This is a genomic window from Nocardioides luteus (assembly GCF_015752315.1).
Taxonomy (GTDB): Bacteria; Actinomycetota; Actinomycetes; order Propionibacteriales; family Nocardioidaceae; genus Nocardioides.
Genome location: NZ_JADOVJ010000001.1, coordinates 2,980,856 through 3,002,653, shown reverse-complemented (window position 1 = coordinate 3,002,653; position 21,798 = coordinate 2,980,856). Strand labels below are relative to the sequence as shown.

The following is a 21,798-nucleotide window of genomic DNA, read 5'->3' as shown; positions in this document are numbered from 1 at the left end:
ATGACCGACATGGACATCCGAAACCTCGGCGCCTTCGACGAGGAGCACCCTCCCGACCAGCACCTGCTCGACGACTGCGTGCACTGCGGCTTCTGCCTGCCGACCTGCCCCACCTACCTGCTGTGGGGCGAGGAGATGGACTCCCCGCGCGGGCGGCTCTACCTGATGAAGGAGGGGCTCGAGGGCGAGCCGATGTCGGACTCGATGGTGCAGCACTGGGACAACTGCCTGGGCTGCATGTCGTGCGTGACCGCCTGCCCCTCGGGCGTCCGCTACGACACCCTCATCGAGCAGACCCGCGCCCAGGTTGAGCGCAACCACACGCGTACGCCGAAGGAGGAGGCGCTGCGGAGCCTGATCTTCGCGATCTTCCCGCACCCCAGGCGGCTGCGCGCGATGCGCGGTCCGCTGAAGCTGCTGCAGCGCACCGGGCTGGACCGCCGCCTGCGCCGGACCGGCCTGCTCGACCGGATGGCGCCCCATCTGGCCGCGATGGAGCGGCTGACACCGACCATCACCGAAGCCGCGCCGCTGCCCGAGCGTGTGCCCGCGGTGGGGGAGCGGCGGGCGGTGGTCGGCATGCTCACCGGCTGCGTCCAGGGCGCGTTCTTCCCGGGCGTCAACGCCGCGACCGCGCGGGTGCTCGCGGCGGAGGGCTGCGACGTGGTCATCCCGGCGGACCAGGGTTGCTGCGGTGCGCTCTCGGTGCACAACGGCCGCGAGCGGGAGGCCCAGGCGTACGCCCGCCGGATCATCGACGCCTTCGAGGACGCCGGGGTCGAGCACATCGTCATCAACGCCGCCGGCTGCGGCTCGACGCTCAAGGACTACGCCCGGCTGCTCGCCGACGCCCCCGCGTACGCCACCAGGGCCGCGGCCTTCGAGGCCAAGGTCCGTGACATCGCCGAGATCCTCGACGAGCTCGGCCCGGTCGCCGAGCGTCACCCGCTCGACCTCACCATCGCCTACCACGACGCCTGCCACCTCGCCCACGCCCAGGGCGTACGCACCCAGCCGCGGGCGCTGCTGCGAGGCATCCCCGGCGTCGAGCTGCGCGAGATCGCCGAAGGGTCGATCTGCTGCGGCTCGGCCGGCATCTACAACATCCTCAACCCCGAGCCCGCCCGCGAGCTGGGCGAGCGCAAGGCGCGCAACATCGTCGCCACCGGCGCCGAGGTGCTCGTCACCGCCAACCCGGGCTGTCTGCTCCAGGTCGCCTCGGCGATCACCGCGCAGGGACACCGGCTCGGCATGGCCCATCTCGTCGAGGTGCTCGACGCCTCGATCAGCGGCTCCTCGCCCGAGGTGCTGCGCAGTCGCACCATCTGATTCTCCGACAACTGAACACCCCCACGTCTCGGGGGCTCATCTCCCACACCACGACCCTCGGAGTCGCCATGTTTGAGCCAGTACCGGACCAGGTCGGCGGTTCGCTCGTCCTGAGCGCCCTGTGCGGCGCCCTGCCGCTGATCACCATGTTCGTCCTTCTCGGCGGGCTGAAGATGAAGGCCTGGCAGGCCGGCCTCATCTCGCTGGCCGTCGCCCTGGTCGTCGCCGTCGCCCTCTTCGAGATGCCGGCCGACGACGCGATCCTGTCGGCCGCCCAGGGCGCCCTGTTCTCGGGCTTCTTCCCGATCATGTGGATCGTCATCAACGCGGTCTTCGTCTACAACCTGACCGTCCACACCGGCCACTTCGACGTGCTGCGCCGGGCGTTCAGCAAGGTCAGCGACGATCAGCGGATCCAGGCGCTGATCATCGCCTTCTCCTTCGGCGCACTGCTGGAGGCCCTGGCCGGTTTCGGTACGCCGGTCGCGATCACCGTGGTGATGCTGATGGCGATGGGCTTCAAGCCGGTCAAGGCCGCCGCGGTCGCGCTGATCGCCAACACCGCCCCGGTGGCGTACGGCGCGATGGCCTCGCCGATCAACGCACTTTCGGACCAGACCGGCTTCAGCGTCGACACGCTCGGCGCGATGGTGGGCCGTCAGACCCCGGTCCTGGCGGTCGTGGTGCCGCTCATCCTGGTCTTCGTGGTCGACGGCCGGCGTGGTCTCCGGCAGACCTGGATCCCGGCGCTGCTGTGCGGCCTCGGCTTCGGCATCGCCCAGTTCGTGGCCTCGAACTACATCTCCGTCCCGCTGGCCGACATCGTCGCCTCGCTCTTCTCGGTCGCCGTGGTCGTCGGCCTGCTGCGGGTCTGGCAGCCGCGGGAGAAGGTCCCTGCCGAGTCGCTGGTCGGCGCATCCGTCGGTGGGTCGACCGACACCAACTCTGCGCCCCGGTCCGGCGACGGCGGCGAGGAGCGGGACAGCACCAGGGAGGTCTTCAAGGCCTTCCTGCCGTACGCGATCATCATCGTGATCTTCGTGATCGTCAGCATCCCGGCGATCAAGGAGGCCCTGGCCCACCGGCCGTTCACCCTCTCCGGGACCGACCACACCCCGACCGTGATCTTCCCGGGGCTCGGCGACGTCGCCGGCGCCCAGGGCGGGTTCAAGTTCGACTGGTTCCCCGCGGCCGGCACGATGCTGCTGCTCTCGGGCGTCATCACCGCGATCTGCCTGAGGATCCGGCCGGGCGCGGTCGCGACGACCTACCGCGACACCTACCGCCAGCTCGCCCCCGCCATCGTCACCGTGATGGCGGTGCTCGGCCTGGCGTACGTCATGAACTTCTCAGGGCAGACCGGCTCGATCGGCGCCTGGCTCGCGGGGACCGGCAGCGCGTTCGCGATCCTCTCGCCGATCCTCGGCTGGCTCGGGGTGGCCGTGACGGGTTCGGACACGTCCTCCAACGCCCTCTTCGGCCTCCTCCAGGTGACCACCGCGAAGGAGGCCGGCCTCGACCAGGTGCTGATGGCCGCCTCCAACTCCTCGGGCGGCGTGCTCGGCAAGATGGTCAGCCCGCAGAACCTCGCCATCGCCGCGGCGGCCGTCGGCATGGCCGGCAAGGAGGGCGAGATCTTCCGCAAGGTCTTCGGGTGGAGCATCGCGATGCTGGCCTTCATGTGCGTCCTCGTCGCCCTCCAGTCGACCCCTGTCCTCGGCTGGATGGTCCCCTGACATGCGTTGCCGCGCGTGCCGGGTGGCTAGACGTGGCGGCGGTAGGCGCCCCCGACCTCGAAGAAGGCGTCCGTGATCTGACCGAGCGAGCAGACCCGAGCCGCGTCCATGAGCGCCGCGAAGACGTTTCCGTCGGACGTGGCGACCTCCTTGAGCCGCTCCAGGGCGGCGGCCGCGTCGTCGCTGTGCGTGTCGCGGAAGGCGTGGACGCGGTCGAGCTGGGACTTCTTCTCGGTCTCGGTGGCGCGGGCGAGCTCGACGGGGCCGGCGGGGGTGCCGTTGGTGTCGCGGACGAAGGTGTTGACCCCGACGATGGGCAGGGTGCCGTCGTGCTTGCGGTGCTCGTAGAGCATGGACTCGTCTTGGATCTTGCCGCGCTGGTAGCCGGTCTCCATGGCGCCGAGGACGCCGCCGCGTTCGGAGATCCGGTCGAACTCCTTCAGGACGGCTTCTTCGACGAGGTCGGTGAGCTCGTCGATGATGAAGGAGCCTTGGAGTGGGTTCTCGTTGAACGCGAGGCCCCATTCGCGGTTGATGATCAGCTGGATCGCCAGTGCGCGGCGGACGGATTCTTCGGAGGGGGTGGTGACGGCTTCGTCGAAGGCGTTGGTGTGTAGTGACTGGGCGTTGTCGTAGATCGCGATCAACGCTTGCAGGGTGGTGCGGATGTCGTTGACGTCCATCTCCTGGGCGTGCAGGGACCGGCCGGAGGTCTGGATGTGGTACTTCAGCTTCTGGGAGCGCTCGGAGGCGCCGTAGCGTTCCCGCATGGCGATGGCCCAGATCCGGCGGGCGACGCGGCCGATGACGGAGTATTCGGGGTCCATGCCGTTGGAGAAGAAGAAGGACAGGTTGGGGGCGAAGTCGTCGATCGACATGCCGCGGGCGAGGTAGGACTCGACGTAGGTGAACCCGTTGGCGAGGGTGAAGGCGAGCTGGGAGATGGGGTTGGCTCCGGCTTCGGCGATGTGGTAGCCGGAGATCGAGACGGAGTAGAAGTTGCGGACGCTGTTCTGGATGAACCATTCCTGGATGTCGGCCATGCAGCGCAGGGAGAACTCGGTGGAGAACAGGCAGGTGTTCTGGCCCTGGTCCTCCTTGAGGATGTCGGCCTGCACCGTGCCACGCACCGTCGAGACGGCGTACGCAGCCAGCTGATCCCTCTCGGCCTCTGAGGGCTCGCGGCCCTCCTTCGAGCGGAACTTGTCGACCGCCTGATCGATGGCGGTGTTGAGGAAGAAGGCGAGCACGGTGGGTGCGGGGCCGTTGATCGTCATCGAGACGCTCGTCGACGGCGCGGTCAGGTCGAAGCCGTCGTAGAGCGCCTTCATGTCGTCGAGCGTCGCCACCGAGACCCCGGACGTGCCGACCTTGCCGTAGATGTCGGGCCGCTCGCCCGGGTCGCGGCCGTAGAGGGTGACCGAGTCGAACGCGGTCGAGAGCCGGGTGGCGGGCTGGCCCTCGGAGAGCAGCTTGAAGCGACGGTTGGTGCGGAACGGGTCGCCCTCGCCGGCGAACATCCGGGCCGGGTCCTCGTTGTCGCGCTTGAACGGGAACACCCCGGCGGTGAACGGGTGGCGGCCGGGCAGGTTCTCCTTGCGCCAGAACCGGACCAGGCTGCCGACCTCGTCGTCCGGCGGGAGCGCCACCCGGGGGACCCGCGTGCCGGCCAGCGACTCCTTGGTCAGCTTGGTGACGATCTCCTTGTCGCGCACCGTGACGACCTGCTCGTCGCCGGAGTAGGAGGCGACGACCTCGGGCCACTGCTCGATCTGCTCGGCCAGCGCCTCAGGGAGGTCGCCTCGAGCGCTGTCGAGCAGCCCGCCGACGGCCTCGGCGCCGGCACCGTCGCCGAGCTCCTGCCGGACGCGGTCGAGACGATCGACCCGGCGGGCCGATTCGACCAGCTCCTCCGTCTCGGAGTGGTAGCCACGGACCGTCTCGGAGATCTCGGCCAGGTAGCGCACCCTCTGCGGAGGAACCGGCTGCTGCGTACCGCTCGAGCGGCGGACGGAGACCGGTGCGATCCGCCCTTCCTGGAACGGCACCCCGAGGGGACGCAGCAGCCGGACGAGCTCCTGGTAGAGGGCGGTCACGCCGTCGTCGTTGAACGTCGCCGCCGAGGTGCCGAAGACCGGCATGTCCGACGGTTGCGAGCCGAACGCCTCCCGGTTGCGCACCAGCTGACGAGCGACGTCCCGCAGCGCGTCCTCCGCACCGCGGCGCTCGAACTTGTTGATCGCCACGATGTTGGCGAAGTCGAGCATGTCGATCTTCTCCAGCTGGCTCGCGGCGCCGAACTCGGGCGTCATCACGTACATCGCCAGGTCGACGAACGGCACGATCCCCGCATCGCCCTGACCGATGCCCGGGGTCTCCACGATCACCAGGTCGAAGCCGCCCGCCTTCACGACCGTGAGTACGTCATCGAGGTGCTCCGGCAGCTCGTGCCTGCCCCGCGTGGCCAGGGACCGGTAGTAGACCCGGTCCCCGTCGATCGCGTTCATCCGGATCCGGTCGCCGAGCAGCGCGCCACCGCCGCGCAGCCTGGTCGGGTCGATGGCGATCACGGCCACGCTCAGCTTGTCCTGCTGGTCGGTGCGCAGGCGGCGTACCAGCTCGTCGGTCAGCGAGGACTTGCCCGACCCACCGGTTCCGGTGATGCCGACCACGGGTACGTCCCGGCCGGTCGAGCGCAGGGCGTCCAGCACCTGCGGCGACAGACGTCCCTGCTCGGCACCGGTGATCGCCCGGGCGAGCTGCGCTCGGTCCCCGGAGAGCACGCCCTCGACGTCACAGCCGCGGGCTGCGTACAGGTCGGTGTCGAGAGAGGCGACGACCGAGTTGATCATGCCGGCCAGCCCCATGCGCTGACCGTCCTCGGGGGAGAAGATGGTGACGCCCGCCTGACGCAGACGGGCGATCTCGTCGGCCACGATGACGCCGCCACCTCCGCCGACGACCTGGACGTGGCCGGCGCCGCGCTCGCGCAGCAGCTGCACGAGGTACTCGAAGTACTCGACGTGCCCGCCCTGGTAGGACGAGACCGCGATGCCGTTGACGTCCTCCTCGATCGCGGCCTCGGCAACCTCGCCGACCGACCGGTTGTGGCCGAGGTGGATGACCTCGCACCCCTGGCTCTGGAAGATCCGGCGCATGATGTTGATCGAGGCGTCGTGTCCGTCGAACAGACTGCTCGCCGTGATCAGTCGTACCGGGTTCGCGGGCTTGTGCAGTTCGGTCATCGGAGGCTCCTCAAGGGCAATACTTTGATGTCCAAGTAATTAGATACTATGGTGTCCAAGTAATTTTGAGGAACCCGTGACCGACCTGTGGACAAGGAGCTTGGGGATGGATCGGATTGGCGTGATCGGTGGCGGGCTGATGGGCTCGGGGATCACCGAGGTGTGTGCTCGTTCCGGGCTGGACACCGTTACGGTCGAGATCAGCCAGGAAGCGGTGCGAGCCGCCGAGGCGAAGGTGCGGGGGAGTCTGGAGCGTGCGGTGAGCCGCGGCAAGCTCAGCGAGGAGGACCTCGCCGGCGTGCTGGACCGCATCACCTTCACGACCGATCTCGGCCGGTTGAGCGACCGCGACCTCGTGGTCGAGGCGGCCTCGGAGAAGGAGGACGTCAAGCTCGAGCTGTTCCGGACCGTCGGTGCGCTGCTGGAGAAGGACGACGCGATCCTCGCCTCCAACACCTCCTCCATCCCGATCGTGAAGCTCGGTGCGGTCTCCGGGCGGGCCGCGAACGTGATGGGTGTGCACTTCTTCAACCCGGCCCCGGTGATGCAGCTGGTCGAGCTGATCCCGAGCCTGACCACGTCGCCGGAGACGCTGGAGCGGATGCAGACCTTCGTCGCCAAGACGCTCGGCAAGCAGCCGATCGAGGCGACCGACCGAGCGGGCTTCGTGGTCAACAGCCTGTTGGTGCCCTACCTGCTCAGCGCGGTCAGGATGTACGAGGCGGGCTACGCCTCCGCGGCCGACATCGACAACGGGATGGTCCTCGGCTGCGGCCATCCGATGGGCCCGCTGGCGCTGTCGGATCTCATCGGGCTGGACACCGTCCGGGCGATCGGCATCTCGATGTACGAGGAGTTCAAGGAGCCGCTCTACTCGCCGCCGCCGCTGCTGGACCGCATGGTCGACGCCGGTCTCCTCGGCAAGAAGTCCGGCCAGGGCTTCTACGCGTACTGAGCCCGCACACGTGAGTGGAGTCCGAATGTCCGACCAGTACCCCCTGTTCGCCCTCTCCGAGGAGCACCAGGAGATCCGCAAGGCCATCCGTGAGATCTGTGATGCGAAGATCGCGCCGGCCGCGGCTGCGGTCGATGAGGAGGCTCGTTATCCGCAGGAGGCGCACGATGCGTTGGTGGAGACCGAGTTCTTCGCGCCGCATGTGCCCGAGGCGTACGGGGGTGTGGGTGCCGACGCGCTCGCGACGGTGCTGGTGATCGAGGAGATCGCCCGGGCGGATGTGTCGGCCTCGTTGATCCCGGCGGTGAACAAGCTGGGCTCGCTGCCGGTGCAGATCGGTGGGTCGGAGGAGCTGAAGAAGAAGTATCTGGGTGCGCTGGCCGCGGGGCAGGGCAACTTCTCCTACTGCCTCTCCGAGCCGGATGCGGGTTCGGACGCGGCGAACCAGAAGACCCGGGCGGTGCGTGATGGGGACTTCTGGGTGCTCAACGGCGTGAAGCGGTGGATCACCAACGCGGGTGTCTCGGAGTACTACACGGTGCTGGCCGTGACCGACCCGGAGAAGCGCTCCAAGGGCATCTCCGCGTTCGTGGTCGAGAAGTCCGACGAGGGGGTTTCCTTCGGTGCCCCGGAGAAGAAGCTGGGCATCAAGGGATCCCCGACCCGCGAGGTCTACTTCGACAACGTACGCATCCCCGCCGACCGGCTCATCGGCGAGGAGGGCAAGGGCTTCACCTACGCCATGCAGACCCTGGACCACACCCGGATCACGATCGCCGCCCAGGCCGTCGGCGTCGCGCAGGGTGCGTTGGACTATGCGTTGGGTTACATCAAGGAGCGCAAGCAGTTCGGTAAGCCGATCGCGGAGTTCCAGGGTGTGGAGTTCATGGTGGCGGACATGGGGATGAAGATCGAGGCCGCCCGCCAGCTGACCTATGCCGCCGCGGGTCGTTCCGAGCGTGGTGACAAGGATCTGACGTTCTTCGGTGCTGCGGCGAAGGCGTTCGCCTCGGATGTGGCGATGCAGGTGACCACGGATGCGGTCCAGTTGTTGGGTGGGTATGGGTTCACGCGTGACTATCCGGTGGAGCGGATGATGCGTGATGCCAAGATCACGCAGATCTATGAGGGCACCAACCAGGTCCAGCGCATCGTGATGGCTCGCCAGCTCCTCGCCGGCATCCAGTCGACCCTGTGACCTACGCGGGCGGCGGAAGGTCCGACGCCGTCCCACCAGTACGTTCACCGGTGGGACGGCGCGTGCGACGCCTCGGCCGTCACGGGGTCGCGAGCGCCTCCGTCGGCGAGAGCCGCGCCGCCCGTGCCGCCGGGTAGAGACCTGCGACGCAGCCGACCAGCAAGGTGGCGCCGAGGCCACCGCCCAGCGCCCAGGGCGGGACCACCGGGGTCCACCCCTGCGTCAGGGCGTACGCCAGGGTGACGGCCCCGCCGATGGCGACCCCCGCGAGTCCGCCGAGCAGCGAGAGCAGCAGCGACTCGGTCAGGAACTGGGAGCGGATCTGGCCGCGGGTCGCACCCAGCGAGCGGCGCAGACCGATCTCGGCACGCCGCTCCAGCACCGAGATCACCATCGTGTTGGCCACGCCGACGCCGCCGACCACCAGCGCGACCGCGCCGATGCCGAGCAGCAGGGCGGTGAAGGCCTGGTCGGCCGCCTGCTGCGCCTCGAGTGCGTCGGAGGGCTGGGCGACGTCGACCTCACCGGGGGCCTCCGGGTTGGCGGTGGCGCCGAGCACCTCCTGGACCGATTCCACCTGGTCCGGCGCGGCTCGGGCATAGAGGGTGGTGGGATGCCCGTCGAAGCCGAGCACCTCCTGGGCGACCGGCCAGCCGATCAACGCCCCGGAGTCGATCTCGGGCACCAGCGGGGAGGGTTCCAGGATCCCGACGACGGTGAACCACCGTCCCCCGACGAGGATCTGTACGTCGGGGCTCGGCGAGCTCACGCCCAGCCGCTCCGCGGCCGCCGAACCGAGCACCACGGCCGGGTACTGGGCGGTCGAGTCGTTCAGCCAGATCCCGGCGGCGAGCTCGGTGGAAGTGGTCTCCAGAAGGTCCGTCCGGGCCGCGTACGCCGCGATCCCCTTGGTCTCGGCCGCAGGGATCTTGTCGGAGCGGTAGACCCGGGCGTCGGGCACGACGCCGATGGCGGAGACGTCGGTGACCGGGCCGATCCGGCCGACCATCGCCTCCGCGGACAGCGGCAGCACCGCCTGCGCGCCCATCATGGTCGTGCCGTTCTGCGCGCTCAGCAGGTTGGTGCCGAGCGCGTCGAGCTGGGCGTCGAGGTCGGCGCGGGAGGAGGTGGAGATGCCGACGACCGCGATCATCGCCGCGATCCCGATCGCGATCCCCAGCGAGGAGAGGAAGACCCGCATCGGTCGGGTCCGCAGCCCGGCGGCTCCGACCCGCAGCCGGTCGCCGGCACTGAGCCGGCTGGGTGTCAGCGTGCTCATCGGCGACCACCCACCAGGGACACCGAGGAGCTGTCGGAGACGATCCGGCCGTCGCGGATCCCGATCTGTCGCGGCAGCGATCGGGCGATGTCGTGGTCGTGGGTGATGATCACGACGGTCGTGCCGTCGCGGTGGAGGTCCCCGAGGAGCTCCATCACCCCGGACCCGGACGCCGAGTCCAGGGCACCGGTCGGCTCGTCGGCGAGCAGGAGCGCGGGCCCACCGGCGACCGCCCGGGCGATCGCCACCCGCTGCTTCTCACCACCGGAGAGCTCGTGCGGCCGGTGGGTCAGCCGGTGGCCGAGGCCGACCCGAGTCAGCGCCTGGGCGGCCAGCTCGCGACGCTCGGTACGTCGTCGGCCGCTGTAGAGCAGCCCGTCGGCGACGTTGTCGAGGGCGGTCGTCCCGGGGGCGAGGTGGAACTGCTGGAAGACGAAGCCGATCCGCCTCGCCCGCAGCGCGGAGAGCTGGGCGTCGTCGAGCGTGCGCACGTCGTGCCCGGCGATGCCGACCCGGCCGGAGGTCGGTCGGTCCAGGGTGCCGAGGATGTGCAGCATCGTCGACTTGCCCGATCCGGAGGGGCCGACGATGCCGACCAGCTCGCCGGCATCGATGCGGACGCTGGCACCGTCGAGGGCGCGCACGCCGCCGGCGTACGACTTGTGCACGTCGGTCAGCTCGATCATCGGCTCACTCACCCGGCACCCCCACGACGGTGCCCTCGGTGATGCCCTTGCCGGAGATCTCGACCCGACCGCCCGAGAAGAGGCCGGCCTCGACCGGGACGTACTCGGTGGTGCTGCCCTCGACGACCTCGACGCCGAAGCCGCCCTCGGCGAGGGCGACCAGCGCAGCGACCGGGACGGTGAGCACGTCCTTGCGCTCGCCGGCGGTGAAGGCGACGTCGACGGCCGCGGCGTCGTAGGCAGCGGCGGCCTCGTGGCCCTTCTTCTCGGTCAGCACGGCGACCACCTCGAGCGTGGTGGTGGACTCGCCGTCGTCCCCGCCGCCCCCGCCGGACTCCTCGGACACCTTGGTGGCGGCGTCGGTGACCTTGCCCGCCGCCCGGGTGCCGTCGGGAAGGGTGACCTCGACGGCGGCGCCGACCTCGGCCATCCGCCGGTCGGCGGGGTCGAGGGTGACGGTCACCGAGGGGACGGTGTCGGTCACGGACAGCACCGGACCCCCGTTTCCTGCCTGGTCGCCCAGGCTCGCGGAGAGGCTGCCGATCCTGACCGCGGCGGGCTGGACGACGACGTCACCGGTCCGGATCTTCCCGGTCTCCTCGACGCCGAGGTCCTCCTGCCACTCCGCGACGGCGTCCGCGGTCGCGTAGGTGTAGTCCTCGTCGACGTCGAAGCCGCGATAGCCCAGCGCCCAGAGGTTCTTCTCGAGCTGCTTCACGTCCTTGCCCTCGACACCGGGGGCGAGGTCTCGCCACGCGGGGACGGTGCCGTAGACCAGGGGCACGGGGGTGGCGTCGACCTCGAAGAGCGGTTCGCCGCGGCGTACGACCTCTCCTTCGTCGGGGAGGGCCGTGACGGTGCCGGGCCTGCGGGAGCTGATCGGGACGAGGGTTCCGTAGCCGAGGGTGCCGCCCTCGGTGACCTCGTCCGTGAGCGTGCCGCGGGTGACCTCGGCCGTCGCCGGGGGGAGCGCGTCCTGCGTGGCGGAGCTGCCGTCGCGGTCGGCGTAGGCATACGCGCCGGCCGCTGTGCCGGCGACCGCGAGGACGGCGAGGCCGACCCCCGCGATCTTGGCGGTGCGCCGCGGACGGCCGGGTGGCGTCAGCGCCTCGCCGGGCACCGAGCTCCCGGCCGGTTCCGCACGGACGGGTACGTCATCGATGTCGGTCACGAGCTCTGCCCCTCCTGCGCCTGGGACCGAACGTCCTCCAGGATGTCGCGGCAGGCTTCCTGCGCTGCCTCGAACTGCGGGTCCTCACCGATCTCGGGAGTGATCTGCATGCCCATCTGGCCCGGCTCCGGGTCGGGGAAGTCCTCGACCCCGTTCTCCCGCATGCACTCGGCCATCTCCAGCATCGCCTCGCGCATCTCGGGGTTGTCGGCGCCCATCTGCCCCTGCGGGGCGTACTCCTGGCAGGCCTCCATCGCCTTCTGCACCGTCTCGCGGTCGACCTGCTGTCCACCGCCGCCACCGAGCTGGAGCTTCAGCCCCTCACCCGGCGGCGGGTCCTCGACCTCGAGGCCGTGCTCGCGCAGGCACTTGGTGAACTTCAGCATCTGCTCGCGGTCGCCGCCTTCGTCGCCAGCGGCCGCGCTCGCATCGGCGTCGGCGGTGCTGTCCCCGCCGGCCGACGCGATCCCGCCGGTGTCGTCCCCGCCGCAGGCGGTCAGGGTCAGGCCGAGCGCGACCAACGCCGCGGCGGTGAGTGTTCGGGTGAACATGGATTCTCCTCGAGTCGGGGTCATGGCGCTGGCCCGGGCTGGGTGGCGTCCGGGCCGGCGGCCCCAGCCAACTCGGGAATGCGTTTCCCGGTGATCTGGCACGGGTTAACGTCGAGGAAATGCCGTACGCGGCAGGCTGACCGGTCCGGAGGGACCGGTCATGAGCCGGGTCATGAGTCGAGTCATGGGTCGAGAAGGAGTGAGGCGATGCGGGTGCTGGTGGTCGAGGACGAGCCGCAGCTGGCGGAGTCCGTGGCCGAATGGCTGCGGCAGCAGAGCCATGCCGTCGACGTCGCCCTCGACGGTGGGCAGGCGTTGGAGCGGGTCGGCGTCAACGAGTACGACGTGGTCGTCCTCGACCGCGACCTGCCGGTCGTCCACGGCGACCAGGTCTGTCACCAGATCGTGGGTTCGGAGTCCGGTGCGCGGGTCCTGATGCTGACGGCCGCGGCCGACGTCACCCAGCGGGTCTCCGGGCTCGCCCTGGGGGCCGACGACTACCTCACCAAGCCGTTCGCGTTCCCCGAGCTCGCCGCCCGGGTGCTGGCCCTCGGACGGCGCTCGCGCCAGGCGGTGCCGCCGGTGCTGCGCCGTGGAGACCTGACCCTCGACCCCAGCCGCCGGGAGGTGTTCCGGGGCGGCCGCTACGTCCCGCTCGCCCGCAAGGAGTTCGGAGTGCTGGCGGAGCTGATGATGGCCGACGGTGCGCCGGTCTCGGCGGAGCACCTGCTGGAGAAGGTGTGGGACGAGCACGCCGACCCGTTCACCAACGCCGTGCGGGTGACCCTGCACAAGCTGCGCCGCAAGCTGGGTGATCCACCGTTGGTGGAGACGGTCACCGGTGTGGGGTACCGGCTGCGATGAGGATCCTGCCCAACCGACTGGGCCTGCGGGCGCGGCTCACGCTCACCTACGCGGGTCTGTTCCTGCTCGCTGGCGGGCTGCTGCTCGCGGTGACCTATGGCCTCTTCGTCAACCAGCTCGATTCGGGCGGGTCGATGATCGTGAAGGCGACCCGGCTGCCCGGCCCCGGCGACGACCCGGACGCGCTCCAGCAGCTGCTCGACACCACCTACGTGGAGACGCAGAAGGGCGACGTCCTCACGGGTCCGCAGGCGCGGGACTGGCTGCTCGCCCAGCGGCAGGAGCTGCAGAGCGCGGCAGCGGAGTCGCTGCTGATCCAGGGGGCGATCGCCCTGGTGGTCGTGCTGATCATCGCCTGCGTGCTCGGCTGGTTCATCTCGGGCCGGGTGCTCGCCCCGCTCCACACCGTCACCGCCACGGCTCACCGGATCTCCGCGGCTCCGGCCGCCGACATGGGTCTGGGGGAGCGGATCGAGCTGAAGGGTCCCGACGACGAGGTCAAGGAGCTGGCCGACGCCTTCGACGCGATGGTCGGCCGGCTCGACCGCTCCTTCGCCGGGCAGCGCCGGTTCGTGGCCAACGCGTCCCACGAGCTGCGTACGCCGCTCACGGTCGGTCGGGCGATGGTGGAGCTGGCGATGCACCGGCCCGACGCCTCGTCGGACCTGCGTACGCTCGGTGCCGACCTGCTGGCTCTCAACGCCCGGCACGAGGCGCTCATCTCCGGCCTGCTCGACCTCGCCGGCGCCGAGAACGGGCCGATCGACCGCCGGCCCGTCGACCTCGCCGACATCGTCGAGCACGTCGCCGACCTCACCGCTCCTGAGGCCGAGTCGGCGGGTGTCGAGGTCCGCACGGACGTGGGGGAGACGCCCACCTCGGGCGACGCCATCCTGCTCGAGCGACTCGTCGCCAACCTGGTGGAGAACGGCATCCGTCACAACGTCGCCGGTGGGTGGGTCGAGGCACGATGCCGGTCCGTCGACGAGCACGCCGAGGTCGTCGTCACCAACACCGGCCCGGAGGTGCCGGCGTACGAGGTCGCGGAGCTGTTCCAGCCGTTCCGTCGCCTGGACCGCGACCGGATCGTCGTGGACCGGGGCGTGGGTCTGGGCCTCTCGATCGTCGAGGCGATCGCGCGAGCGCACCACGGCTCCGTCACCGCCCAGCCACGCGAGGGCGGCGGCCTCGTGGTGCAGGTGCGTGTGCCGGGCTAGCGGCGGTACCGGCCGCCGATCTCGAAGCCGTCGTCGAGCGCCTGCGTGCCCGGGGCCTCCGGCCGGTTCGTACCGCTGGTGAGGCAGATGGCGAAGACGGCATCGCGAACGCGCGCCGACAGTTCCGGATCGCCGAACCGGTCGGGCTGGGAGAGGAGGCTCAGCGCGACCCCGGTGTTCGCCGAGAGGATCATCTGTGCGGCTTCCCGGCTCGGGATGCGGAGGGCGCCGGCGACGGCGCAACGGTCGAGCGCCTCGGTGAGGAGGACGAAGATCCTCCCTGCTGCGTCCGGCATCTTGGGCATGGCGGGGGAGAACATCAGTCGGTAGAGCGCCGGGTTGGCGGCCGCGAAGTCGAGGTAGTCGTCCCAGCAGGCATGAAGGTCTGTCACCGGGTCGGCCGTGTGTTCGCGGGAGCGTTTGCGTTCGATGTAGCGGTTGAACGCCTCGTCGATCACCGCGCTGAGGAGTCCGTTCTTGTCGCCGAAGTGTCGGTACAGCACGGACTTTCCCACACCCACGGCTTCGCACACCTCTCTGATCGAGACGTTGCGAATGGGGGAATCCTCCAACAGCCGCCGAGCCGCCTCGATCATGGCTGCCCGCATCTGCCCCGCAGGTACGGGCATCGGGTGGAGGTTGGTCACGAGCGTCACTCCTTGGCACGTGTCGACGCGCTGGTTCGGGGGGAAGGCACGCGAGCCTGCCGTAGACACGGGACCGGCCCTGGCAGCAGGGACGGTATACGTGTCGACGAGCCGTCGGCTGGCGTGTGTCGGCACAACGCCGCGATAGCGAAGTGCCGCGGTGATCGTACGTTGCCGCGGGAGGTTCGTCCGGTACCGGATCGCGTGACCCGGAGCACCTGACGCCTCGACCAAGTGCCTGAGGGCCCAGGACATTCGGCACTCATCCCGGATCGGCGGGTGAGGTGCAGTGGATGCCAGACGTCCACCCGAAGGAGAACTGACATGAGAGCAGCAGTCGTCACCGGCTTCGACCGGCCCCTGGAGATCCAGGACCGTCCTGTCCCCGAACCCGGCCCGGGCCAGGTGCTCGTGCAGCTCGAGACGTGCGGGCTCTGTCACACCGACATCCACGCCGCCCACGGCGACTGGCCGGTGAAGCCGGCTCCGCCGTTCGTCCCCGGTCACGAAGGGGTCGGTGTCGTCACCGCGCTGGGCGAGGGTGTCGCGCACCGTGCGGTCGGTGACCGTGTCGCGATCGCCTGGCTCGGCCACGCGTGCGGCCGCTGTGGCTACTGCGTCAGCGGCTGGGAGACGCTCTGCGAGGAGCAACGGAACAGTGGTTACTCGGTCGACGGCGCCTTCGCCGAGTACGCCGTCGCCGACGCGAACTACGTCGTGGCCGTCCCTGAAGGAGTCTCCTCGTTCGACGCGGCGCCGCTGACCTGCGCCGGGGTCACGACGTACAAGGCGATCAAGGTCGCCCAGGTGACGCCGGGGGAGAGGGTCGCCGTCTTCGGGATCGGCGGTCTGGGCCACCTCGCGGTTCAGTACGCCCGACTGGTCGGCGCCGAGGTCATCGCGGTCGACCTCACCGACGAGAAGCTCGACCTCGCTCGCGAGCTGGGCGCGGACCACACCGTCAACGCCGCCACCACCGACCCCGTGCAGGCGATCGCGGACCTCGGCGGTGCTGATGTCGCCGTCGCGCTCGCGGTGACCCCCAAGGCGTTCGAGCAGGCGTTCGCGTCGCTGCGCCGCGGGGGTCGGCTGGTCTGTGTCGGGCTTCCGCCGGAGAGCGAGGGCCCGATGCACCTGCCGATCTTCCAGACCGTGCTGTTCGGGATCAGCGTGATCGGCTCGATCGTCGGCACCCGAGAGGATCTCGCCGAGGTCTTCCGGCTCCACGCGCTGGGGCGCACCCGCGTCATCGCGGAGCCGCGCAAGCTCGAGGAGGTCAACGAGTCGATCGACGACGTACTCCATGCGCGTACCTCGGCACGGCTCGTCTTCGAGCTCTGAGACCGCTTCTCGCGCTCGATCCGTGCCATCTCCGGGGCCTCCGACCACTTGGTGTCCCGGCGAGTCTCGGCGTGAGGCTGAAATGCGAGAAACCCCAGGTCTCCCTGGGGTTTCTCTGTACAGCTGAAGACCAAGGCGAACTACCACGGACTGCTCTACGGCGTCTTCAACTACGCGGTCGAGCAGGCGCCCAGTCCGTCAAGCGGCGCCGACCTGGCCTATGAGGCGGATCCGATGACGCGGGCGACCTCCAGGGCCAGGCCAACCTGGAGAGTCCGCTCGGTGAGCTCGTGGGGCAGGAGGTCTCTCGCTCGCTCCAGTCGTGTGGCGACCGTGTTGCGATGTGCGAACTCGACCTGAGCAGTCCGGGTCAGGTTGCACTCCTGCCGCAGATACGTCCGCAGGGTCTCGCGGACCTCTGCGGGTGCGTCGGCGAGTGGGCCCAGTGTGCGGGCCACGAACTCGCGGGCCTGGTCCTCGTTGCTGCTGGCCAGTGCCACGACCTCGACTTCGTCGTAGGAGGTGATGTTGCTGTGCAGGGGCAGCCTCCGCGCCAACCGCTGTGTCGCCGCTGCCTCGTGGTGACTCTTGCGGAAGCCCGCGAGACCCGGTCCCGGCCGGCCGGTGGCAACTCGGATGTCCGTGGCGGCCTGGGGAAGTTTCTGTCGCAGTCGTGAGCCGAGGTCACCGGTGTCGCCTCCGGAGAGCCAGACCCACAGGGTCGATCGTCCGACCGGGAGGATGAGTGGGCGCGCCGTACCACCCGCACGGGCCAGCTCGCTGGCCGCGGCCTCGAGCGCGCCCTCGGGTGGCGTCTCGTCGGACCAGACGATCGCGGCCGTGTGCGACCGAGCGACGTCGTAGCTGAGCAGCTGGGTGGCCCGTCGCTCGGAGATCGGTCCTCCCTCGAGGATGAGCGCCACGGCTTCGGCCCTGGCGGCCGTGGTCGCGTCGCGCAGCTGAGAGCGTTCGGCGCGGATCATCGTGCCGATTCCCTCGAGCGTCTCCTCGACGTAGGCGAAGATCGACCGCGCCACCAACGCCAGCAGCTCGCGGAGGTCGTCGTGGTCGTCGGTGACCCGGAAGGCCACATCGGTCGCGGCCTGCATGGCCAGGTTCTGTCCCACGCGGAACCCGCTGAGGATCGTCTCGTCGAACCCGTGGCGTACGACGTCCCGGGCGAAGTCGACGTTCTCCGGGCTCAAATTGGCGGGCACGGGAAGGCCGGGCTTACGAAGGTTGGCCGTGGCCCAGACCGTCACGTTGGAGCGGCCCGCGGCCCGCAGCGGACCGGCGAGTCCTGGAGCCAGCTCGAGCAGCTCACGGTTCACCTCGAAGCTTGCGGCGTCGATCGTCGCGAGCAGCTCCTCGACCTGGTCGAGCATCGTCAGGACGGCTTGCCGGAGAAGGCCGGCCAGCCGAGGAGACGGTGGTTCCCAGGCTCTGACCAGTCCGAGGCTCATCGACCCACCCTTCGTTCGATGTGCATTCTGCCTAAAAGTGAGGCGATTCTACGACATTGCGCCCTTCCGGTCGCAGGTCCCGGTGTCTGACACTCATTCGGAACCAGCACGAAGTCGAGGAGCGAACATGCCGCAGAGATTCGCATCAAGTGACGCCGGGGACCTGTACTCCCGTTCGGCGATCCTGGATCCCTACCCCCACTACTCCCGGCTTCGCGCCCAGGGCCCCGTGGTCTGGCTGGAGCGCCACAAGGTGTTCGCCCTGCCGCGGTACGCGGAGTGCAAGGCAGCGCTCCTGGACGACTCGACCTTCGTGTCGGGCGCGGGCGTGGCTCTCAACCCGGTCACCAACCGGCTCGCTCGCGGCACGACGCTCAACAGCGACGGAGCCCAGCACGACGAGCGACGCAAGCTCGTCGCGCACCGACTCACGCCCCGCGCGCTGCGCGAGATGCACGACCAGGTGGACGCCCAGGCCCGACGCGTCGTGGCCGCGGCCCTCGAACGCCGCCGGATCGACGGTGTCGAGGACCTGGCGACGGCGCTGCCGATGTCCATCGTCCCCGACCTGGTCGGCTGGCCGGAGGAGGGTCGGGACCGTCTGCTGGCGTGGGGCGCGGCGACGTTCGACGCGCTCGGCCCGATGAACGGCCAGGCGGTCCGCAGCATCCGGCCGAGCGTGCAGATGCTGCGCTACGCCCATGGTGTCGCCAAGGACCGCCGGCTGCGCGAAGGCAGCCTGGGCGGTGACCTGCTGCAGGCCGTCGATGAGGGCCGTCTGGACGCCGCGGAATGCCCGAAGCTGCTCGTCGACTACCTGGCACCCTCGATCGACACGACCCTCAGCGCCATCGCCAGTGCGCTCTACCTGTTCGCCCGGCACCCTGACCAGTGGCAGGCGCTGCGGGCGGACCGCGCCCTGCTGCCGAACGCCATCAACGAGGTCGTCCGTCTGGAATCACCGCTGCGCGCGTTCAGCCGCAAGGTCGCTGCCGACATGACCCTCGCCGACGTGGAGCTGCCCGCGGGCAGCCGGGTGCTGGTCATGTACGCCTCCGCGAACCGGGACGAGCTGGTCTGGGACTCGCCGGAGGCCTTCGACATCACCCGGGACGCGACGCAGCAGCTCGGCTTCGGCCACGGCACCCATGGATGTGCCGGCCAGGGGCTGGCCCGGCTCGAGACGCGGACAATCCTCGGCCACCTGCTCGACCGGGTCGAACGAATCGAGCTCACCGGCCAGCCCGTGTGGGCCGTCAACAACATCATCCACCGCCTCGAGCACCTTCCGCTCGAGCTGATCCCCGCGAGGTGACCACCATGAAGATCGACGTCGACTACGACCGGTGCGAGGGCCATGGTCTCTGCGCCGAACAGGCTCCCAACCTCTTCTCCCTCGATGACGACGCCGAGCTGACCTACCACGCCGAGGGGGCCGAGGTGGGATCCGACGAGCTGGCCCAGGCCCGCGCCGCCATCGCCTCGTGTCCGGTGGCCGCCCTGCGGGAGATCCCGTGAACCGGCCCGACGCGGTCGTCATCGTGGGGGAGTCGATCGCCGGGTTGACCGCTGCGCGGGAGCTGCGCCGGCGAGGCTACGCCGGCAGCCTGACCATGATCGGACGTGACCCTGAGGGCGCCTACGCGCGACCACCGCTCTCCAAGGAGGTGCTGCGAGAGGCGACGTACGAGGCGCACCTCAGCTATTCCCACGCCGACCTCGACCTGGCGCACGTCAGATCCGCAGCCGTGGGACTCGACGCCTCGTCGAGGACCGTGACCACGGCCGACGGACGGTTCGTCCCCTACGACGCGCTGCTCATCGCGACCGGGGCAGACGCCCGCCGCCTGGCCCGGCCGGCCCAGACCGGAGAGCTGGTCCTGCGAACACTCGCGGATGCCCGCCTGATCCGGCGGCGGATCGAGTGCGCCCGATCGGCGATCGTCGTGGGCGCGGGCTTCCTCGGCCTGGAAGTGGCCAGCGCATGCTCGGCGTGCGGAGTCGAGGTCACGGTCGTCGACAGCGAACTCCCATTGCTCCGACACCTCGGCCCCTTTGTGTCCGAGCATGTCGGTGCTCACCTCACCCGACACGGAGTCCGCCTGATCCAGGCAGCCGGACACGTTCACCTGGTCGGCGATCCGGTGACCGGTGTGGCTCTGCCGGACGGAAGCACGCAGTCCGCGGACCTGGTCATCACCTGCGCCGGTGACGTACCAGCCGTGGCCTGGCTGTCGGGGACCGGCCTCGCGGACTCCCTGGGCGTTGCCATCGACGAGCAGTGCTCGACGTCGATTCCCGGCGTGTACGCCGCCGGAGACGTCGCCTACCTGACCCCCGGCACGGGTGAGCGAGCCAGTCGGGCGCCGTTCTGGTCCAACGCAGTGGCTCAGGGCAAGGTGGCTGCTGCCTCGATCCTCGGTGAGCCGCGGCCACATCCCCCGAAGGACGACTACTTCTGGACCGAGATCCTCGGCCTCCCCATCAAGGTCGTCGGGCCCCTGCCGGTGAACGGCGATCCGACCTCGATCGAGGGAGACGTCGACGCCGGTGACGCGGTCCTGCGCTGGGAGTCGTCCGGCGCTCCGACCGTGGTCGCCTACGGCCGCAAGATTCCGGTCGGCCGCCTGAGAACGATGACCACCCCATAAGGACCCCGATGAAGGCAACCACATCCTGGCCGCAACCACGGCATCATGGAAGCAGCGCCGGTGCTCGTCCTCGCGAGCCTGCTGTCCATTCTTTGACAATGGAGGCTCATGACCTGTGATGCATGGACGATGCAGATCGTGGGTGGTATTCGCGCCTCGGGCGACCCTCCAGCGACCCGGAATCTCGACATCGAGGGTCTGGTTACCTTCGACGGCTTCGCTGAAATTGGGATCTGTCTGTGAGTTCAATCGTGGACCGCAGTTTTCCGCGCGTTGAGTTGATACTTTGTGATGCCGGGTACCGTCTTCGCTCGGGCGTCCGACCTTTACAACGGCTACGCATGGTTCTTCCGCCTCGGGGGACTGCTGCTCCTCGTCGGTCTCGTGGTGGTCGCGGTGGCGGCGTAACCGGTGCACCCTGTGCAGCGCGTTGGCCCAGCGTCGCAAGATCCTCATCGCTCTTCTTGACGGTGCGGGGCATGCGCCTTGTCGGCGTAGAGAAGACTCGTCCCGGACCCGCATGAAATTCGGTCCGGGACGATCGGTCTGTTGTTCGAGGTCCTGGCAGTCTCTCCTGTCAGGCGTACAGGTTGTCGCGCAACCAGGCTGCCGTTCGCCCGAGGATCTCGGGCAGGTAGTTGGACAGGATCTCGTAGTGCTGCCCGGGATACTCCACGATCTCCTTCGGCTCAGGAATGCGCGAGTACATCGCGCGCGCTTCCTCGACGGGAGCGACGAAGTCCTGGTCGGCCAGGACCATCAAGATCGGCTGATTGATGCGCTCGGCGTAGGCGACGACCTCCATCTCGTAGAGGTAGTCCAGAGTCGACAACGTGATGGCGTTCTTGAACGTCGGCGATGCCTTCAACATCTCTTCGACGAACTCGAGGCCGGCTTCGTCGGAGAACATGACCGGATCGCCGGGAGCAGGAATGCCGTGTAGTCGGAGCGTTTCGGCAGGCCCGCCTTCGAGTTGAACCTCCCGGTCTGCGGGAATGCGCGCATCGAGCGCGGCTAGAGTGTCTGCAGGCTGCAACTTTCGCGCCGACCAGCCACTGACCGGCGGGATGAGTGCCACCGTTGCCTTGACTCGCTTGTCCATCGCGGTCACGAACAGGCTGTTAGCGCCACCGATGCTGATACCCCAAAGTCCGATGCGGTCGCGATCGACCTCGGGCTGCAGGCCAAGCCAGGTGATCACGTGGCGAAGGTCCCGGCACTGCTGCCAAGGGTCGAACTGCTGCCGAGGCTCGCCATCACTTGCGCCGGTGTATCGGTGGTCGTACACCATGCACGACAGGCCAGCCTCAGTGAACACGTCGGCCATGGGGAACACCGTGTCCGCCGGGCCACCCAACCCACTCTGGATCACGACCACGGGGGAAGGCTTGGTGCTGTCAGGCGTGAACAGCCTGCCCCTGAGGGTGGTCCCGAAGACGTCGATCTCAACTTCCCTGAAGCTCAT

At 69.3% G+C, this 21,798-nt stretch carries 18 protein-coding genes; 10 read left to right on the top strand and 8 right to left on the bottom strand.

Features of this window, described 5'->3' with window-relative positions; genetic code table 11:
* A complete protein-coding gene (locus HD557_RS14435; RefSeq protein ID WP_008361315.1) occupies nt 1-1,329 on the top strand; it encodes a (Fe-S)-binding protein in 1,329 nt (442 codons plus the stop codon).
* Nucleotides 1,330-1,397: 68 nt separating this feature from the next.
* Nucleotides 1,398-3,065, top strand: a complete 1,668-nt coding sequence (locus HD557_RS14430) for an L-lactate permease (protein WP_008361314.1) — start codon at nt 1,398-1,400, stop codon at nt 3,063-3,065.
* 26 nt (nt 3,066-3,091) lie between these two features.
* On the opposite strand, the gene icmF is transcribed toward HD557_RS14430, so the two are convergent.
* Nucleotides 3,092-6,310 (bottom strand): fused isobutyryl-CoA mutase/GTPase IcmF, encoded by a 3,219-nt coding sequence (gene icmF, locus HD557_RS14425; protein ID WP_196874367.1) that lies wholly within the window; start codon nt 6,308-6,310, stop codon nt 3,092-3,094.
* 106 nt (nt 6,311-6,416) lie between these two features.
* On the opposite strand from icmF, the gene HD557_RS14420 reads away from it, so the two are divergent.
* The gene (locus HD557_RS14420) at nt 6,417-7,265 is read left to right on the top strand and encodes a 3-hydroxybutyryl-CoA dehydrogenase (RefSeq protein ID WP_008361310.1); all 849 of its coding nucleotides are present in this window, start codon (nt 6,417-6,419) and stop codon (nt 7,263-7,265) included.
* Between the two features lie 25 nt (nt 7,266-7,290).
* Nucleotides 7,291-8,463, top strand: coding sequence for an acyl-CoA dehydrogenase family protein (locus HD557_RS14415; protein WP_196874366.1), 1,173 nt, complete (start codon nt 7,291-7,293; stop codon nt 8,461-8,463).
* Between the two features lie 79 nt (nt 8,464-8,542).
* On the opposite strand, the gene HD557_RS14410 is transcribed toward HD557_RS14415, so the two are convergent.
* Genes HD557_RS14410 through HD557_RS14395 form a run of 4 tightly spaced genes read right to left on the bottom strand, consistent with a single transcriptional unit; the run spans nt 8,543 to nt 12,150 of the window.
* Nucleotides 8,543-9,742, bottom strand: a complete 1,200-nt coding sequence (locus tag HD557_RS14410) for an ABC transporter permease (protein WP_196874365.1) — start codon at nt 9,740-9,742, stop codon at nt 8,543-8,545.
* A complete protein-coding gene (locus HD557_RS14405; protein WP_196876417.1) occupies nt 9,739-10,428 on the bottom strand; it encodes an ABC transporter ATP-binding protein in 690 nt (229 codons plus the stop codon). The genes HD557_RS14410 and HD557_RS14405 overlap by 4 nt, the downstream gene beginning before the upstream one ends.
* Before the next feature lie 4 nt (nt 10,429-10,432).
* The gene (locus tag HD557_RS14400) at nt 10,433-11,599 is read right to left on the bottom strand and encodes a peptidoglycan-binding protein (protein WP_008361303.1); all 1,167 of its coding nucleotides are present in this window, start codon (nt 11,597-11,599) and stop codon (nt 10,433-10,435) included.
* Nucleotides 11,596-12,150: a hypothetical protein gene (locus HD557_RS14395; RefSeq protein WP_008361301.1), complete on the bottom strand. Its 555-nt coding sequence runs from the start codon at nt 12,148-12,150 to the stop codon at nt 11,596-11,598. The genes HD557_RS14400 and HD557_RS14395 overlap by 4 nt, the downstream gene beginning before the upstream one ends.
* A gap of 207 nt (nt 12,151-12,357) precedes the next feature.
* Here HD557_RS14395 and HD557_RS14390 point away from each other — a divergent pair, with 207 nt between their 5' ends.
* Nucleotides 12,358-13,014, top strand: coding sequence for a response regulator transcription factor (locus tag HD557_RS14390; RefSeq protein ID WP_008361300.1), 657 nt, complete (start codon nt 12,358-12,360; stop codon nt 13,012-13,014).
* Nucleotides 13,011-14,231, top strand: coding sequence for a sensor histidine kinase (locus HD557_RS14385; RefSeq protein WP_008361299.1), 1,221 nt, complete (start codon nt 13,011-13,013; stop codon nt 14,229-14,231). The genes HD557_RS14390 and HD557_RS14385 overlap by 4 nt, the downstream gene beginning before the upstream one ends.
* Here the strand turns inward: HD557_RS14385 and HD557_RS14380 are convergent.
* A complete protein-coding gene (locus tag HD557_RS14380; RefSeq protein WP_196874364.1) occupies nt 14,228-14,878 on the bottom strand; it encodes a TetR/AcrR family transcriptional regulator in 651 nt (216 codons plus the stop codon). The genes HD557_RS14385 and HD557_RS14380 overlap by 4 nt on opposite strands.
* 324 nt (nt 14,879-15,202) lie before the next feature.
* Between HD557_RS14380 and adhP the strand changes: the two genes are divergently transcribed.
* On the top strand, nt 15,203-16,219 hold the full coding sequence (adhP, locus tag HD557_RS14375) for an alcohol dehydrogenase AdhP (RefSeq protein ID WP_008361297.1): 1,017 nt from the start codon (nt 15,203-15,205) through the stop codon (nt 16,217-16,219).
* 218 nt (nt 16,220-16,437) lie between these two features.
* Here adhP and HD557_RS14370 read toward each other — a convergent pair whose 3' ends face one another.
* Nucleotides 16,438-17,682, bottom strand: coding sequence for a PucR family transcriptional regulator (locus tag HD557_RS14370; protein WP_196874363.1), 1,245 nt, complete (start codon nt 17,680-17,682; stop codon nt 16,438-16,440).
* A gap of 127 nt (nt 17,683-17,809) precedes the next feature.
* Between HD557_RS14370 and HD557_RS14365 the strand changes: the two genes are divergently transcribed.
* The 3 genes from HD557_RS14365 to HD557_RS14355 are packed head-to-tail and all read left to right on the top strand — an operon-like array spanning nt 17,810 to nt 20,333.
* Nucleotides 17,810-18,997 carry a cytochrome P450 gene (locus HD557_RS14365; RefSeq protein WP_196874362.1) on the top strand — a complete coding sequence of 396 codons (1,188 nt, stop codon included), beginning with the start codon at nt 17,810-17,812 and terminating at the stop codon, nt 18,995-18,997.
* Nucleotides 18,998-19,002: 5 nt separating this feature from the next.
* On the top strand, nt 19,003-19,200 hold the full coding sequence (locus HD557_RS14360; protein ID WP_196874361.1) for a ferredoxin: 198 nt from the start codon (nt 19,003-19,005) through the stop codon (nt 19,198-19,200).
* Nucleotides 19,197-20,333 carry an NAD(P)/FAD-dependent oxidoreductase gene (locus HD557_RS14355; protein ID WP_196874360.1) on the top strand — a complete coding sequence of 379 codons (1,137 nt, stop codon included), beginning with the start codon at nt 19,197-19,199 and terminating at the stop codon, nt 20,331-20,333. Before HD557_RS14360 ends, HD557_RS14355 begins: the two co-directional genes overlap by 4 nt.
* 577 nt (nt 20,334-20,910) lie before the next feature.
* Here HD557_RS14355 and HD557_RS14350 read toward each other — a convergent pair.
* On the bottom strand, nt 20,911-21,798 hold the full coding sequence (locus HD557_RS14350; protein WP_196874359.1) for an alpha/beta hydrolase: 888 nt from the start codon (nt 21,796-21,798) through the stop codon (nt 20,911-20,913).

Coding starts and splice junctions, on each gene's coding strand:
- HD557_RS14435 (WP_008361315.1), top strand. CDS start 1: ATGACCGACATGGACATCCGAAACCTCGGCGCCTTCGACGAGGAGCAC.
- HD557_RS14430 (WP_008361314.1), top strand. CDS start 1,398: ATGTTTGAGCCAGTACCGGACCAGGTCGGCGGTTCGCTCGTCCTGAGC.
- icmF (WP_196874367.1), bottom strand. CDS start 6,310: ATGACCGAACTGCACAAGCCCGCGAACCCGGTACGACTGATCACGGCG.
- HD557_RS14420 (WP_008361310.1), top strand. CDS start 6,417: ATGGATCGGATTGGCGTGATCGGTGGCGGGCTGATGGGCTCGGGGATC.
- HD557_RS14415 (WP_196874366.1), top strand. CDS start 7,291: ATGTCCGACCAGTACCCCCTGTTCGCCCTCTCCGAGGAGCACCAGGAG.
- HD557_RS14410 (WP_196874365.1), bottom strand. CDS start 9,742: ATGAGCACGCTGACACCCAGCCGGCTCAGTGCCGGCGACCGGCTGCGG.
- HD557_RS14405 (WP_196876417.1), bottom strand. CDS start 10,428: ATGATCGAGCTGACCGACGTGCACAAGTCGTACGCCGGCGGCGTGCGC.
- HD557_RS14395 (WP_008361301.1), bottom strand. CDS start 12,150: ATGTTCACCCGAACACTCACCGCCGCGGCGTTGGTCGCGCTCGGCCTG.
- HD557_RS14390 (WP_008361300.1), top strand. CDS start 12,358: ATGCGGGTGCTGGTGGTCGAGGACGAGCCGCAGCTGGCGGAGTCCGTG.
- HD557_RS14385 (WP_008361299.1), top strand. CDS start 13,011: ATGAGGATCCTGCCCAACCGACTGGGCCTGCGGGCGCGGCTCACGCTC.
- adhP (WP_008361297.1), top strand. CDS start 15,203: ATGAGAGCAGCAGTCGTCACCGGCTTCGACCGGCCCCTGGAGATCCAG.
- HD557_RS14370 (WP_196874363.1), bottom strand. CDS start 17,682: ATGAGCCTCGGACTGGTCAGAGCCTGGGAACCACCGTCTCCTCGGCTG.
- HD557_RS14365 (WP_196874362.1), top strand. CDS start 17,810: ATGCCGCAGAGATTCGCATCAAGTGACGCCGGGGACCTGTACTCCCGT.
- HD557_RS14360 (WP_196874361.1), top strand. CDS start 19,003: ATGAAGATCGACGTCGACTACGACCGGTGCGAGGGCCATGGTCTCTGC.
- HD557_RS14350 (WP_196874359.1), bottom strand. CDS start 21,798: ATGAGCTTCAGGGAAGTTGAGATCGACGTCTTCGGGACCACCCTCAGG.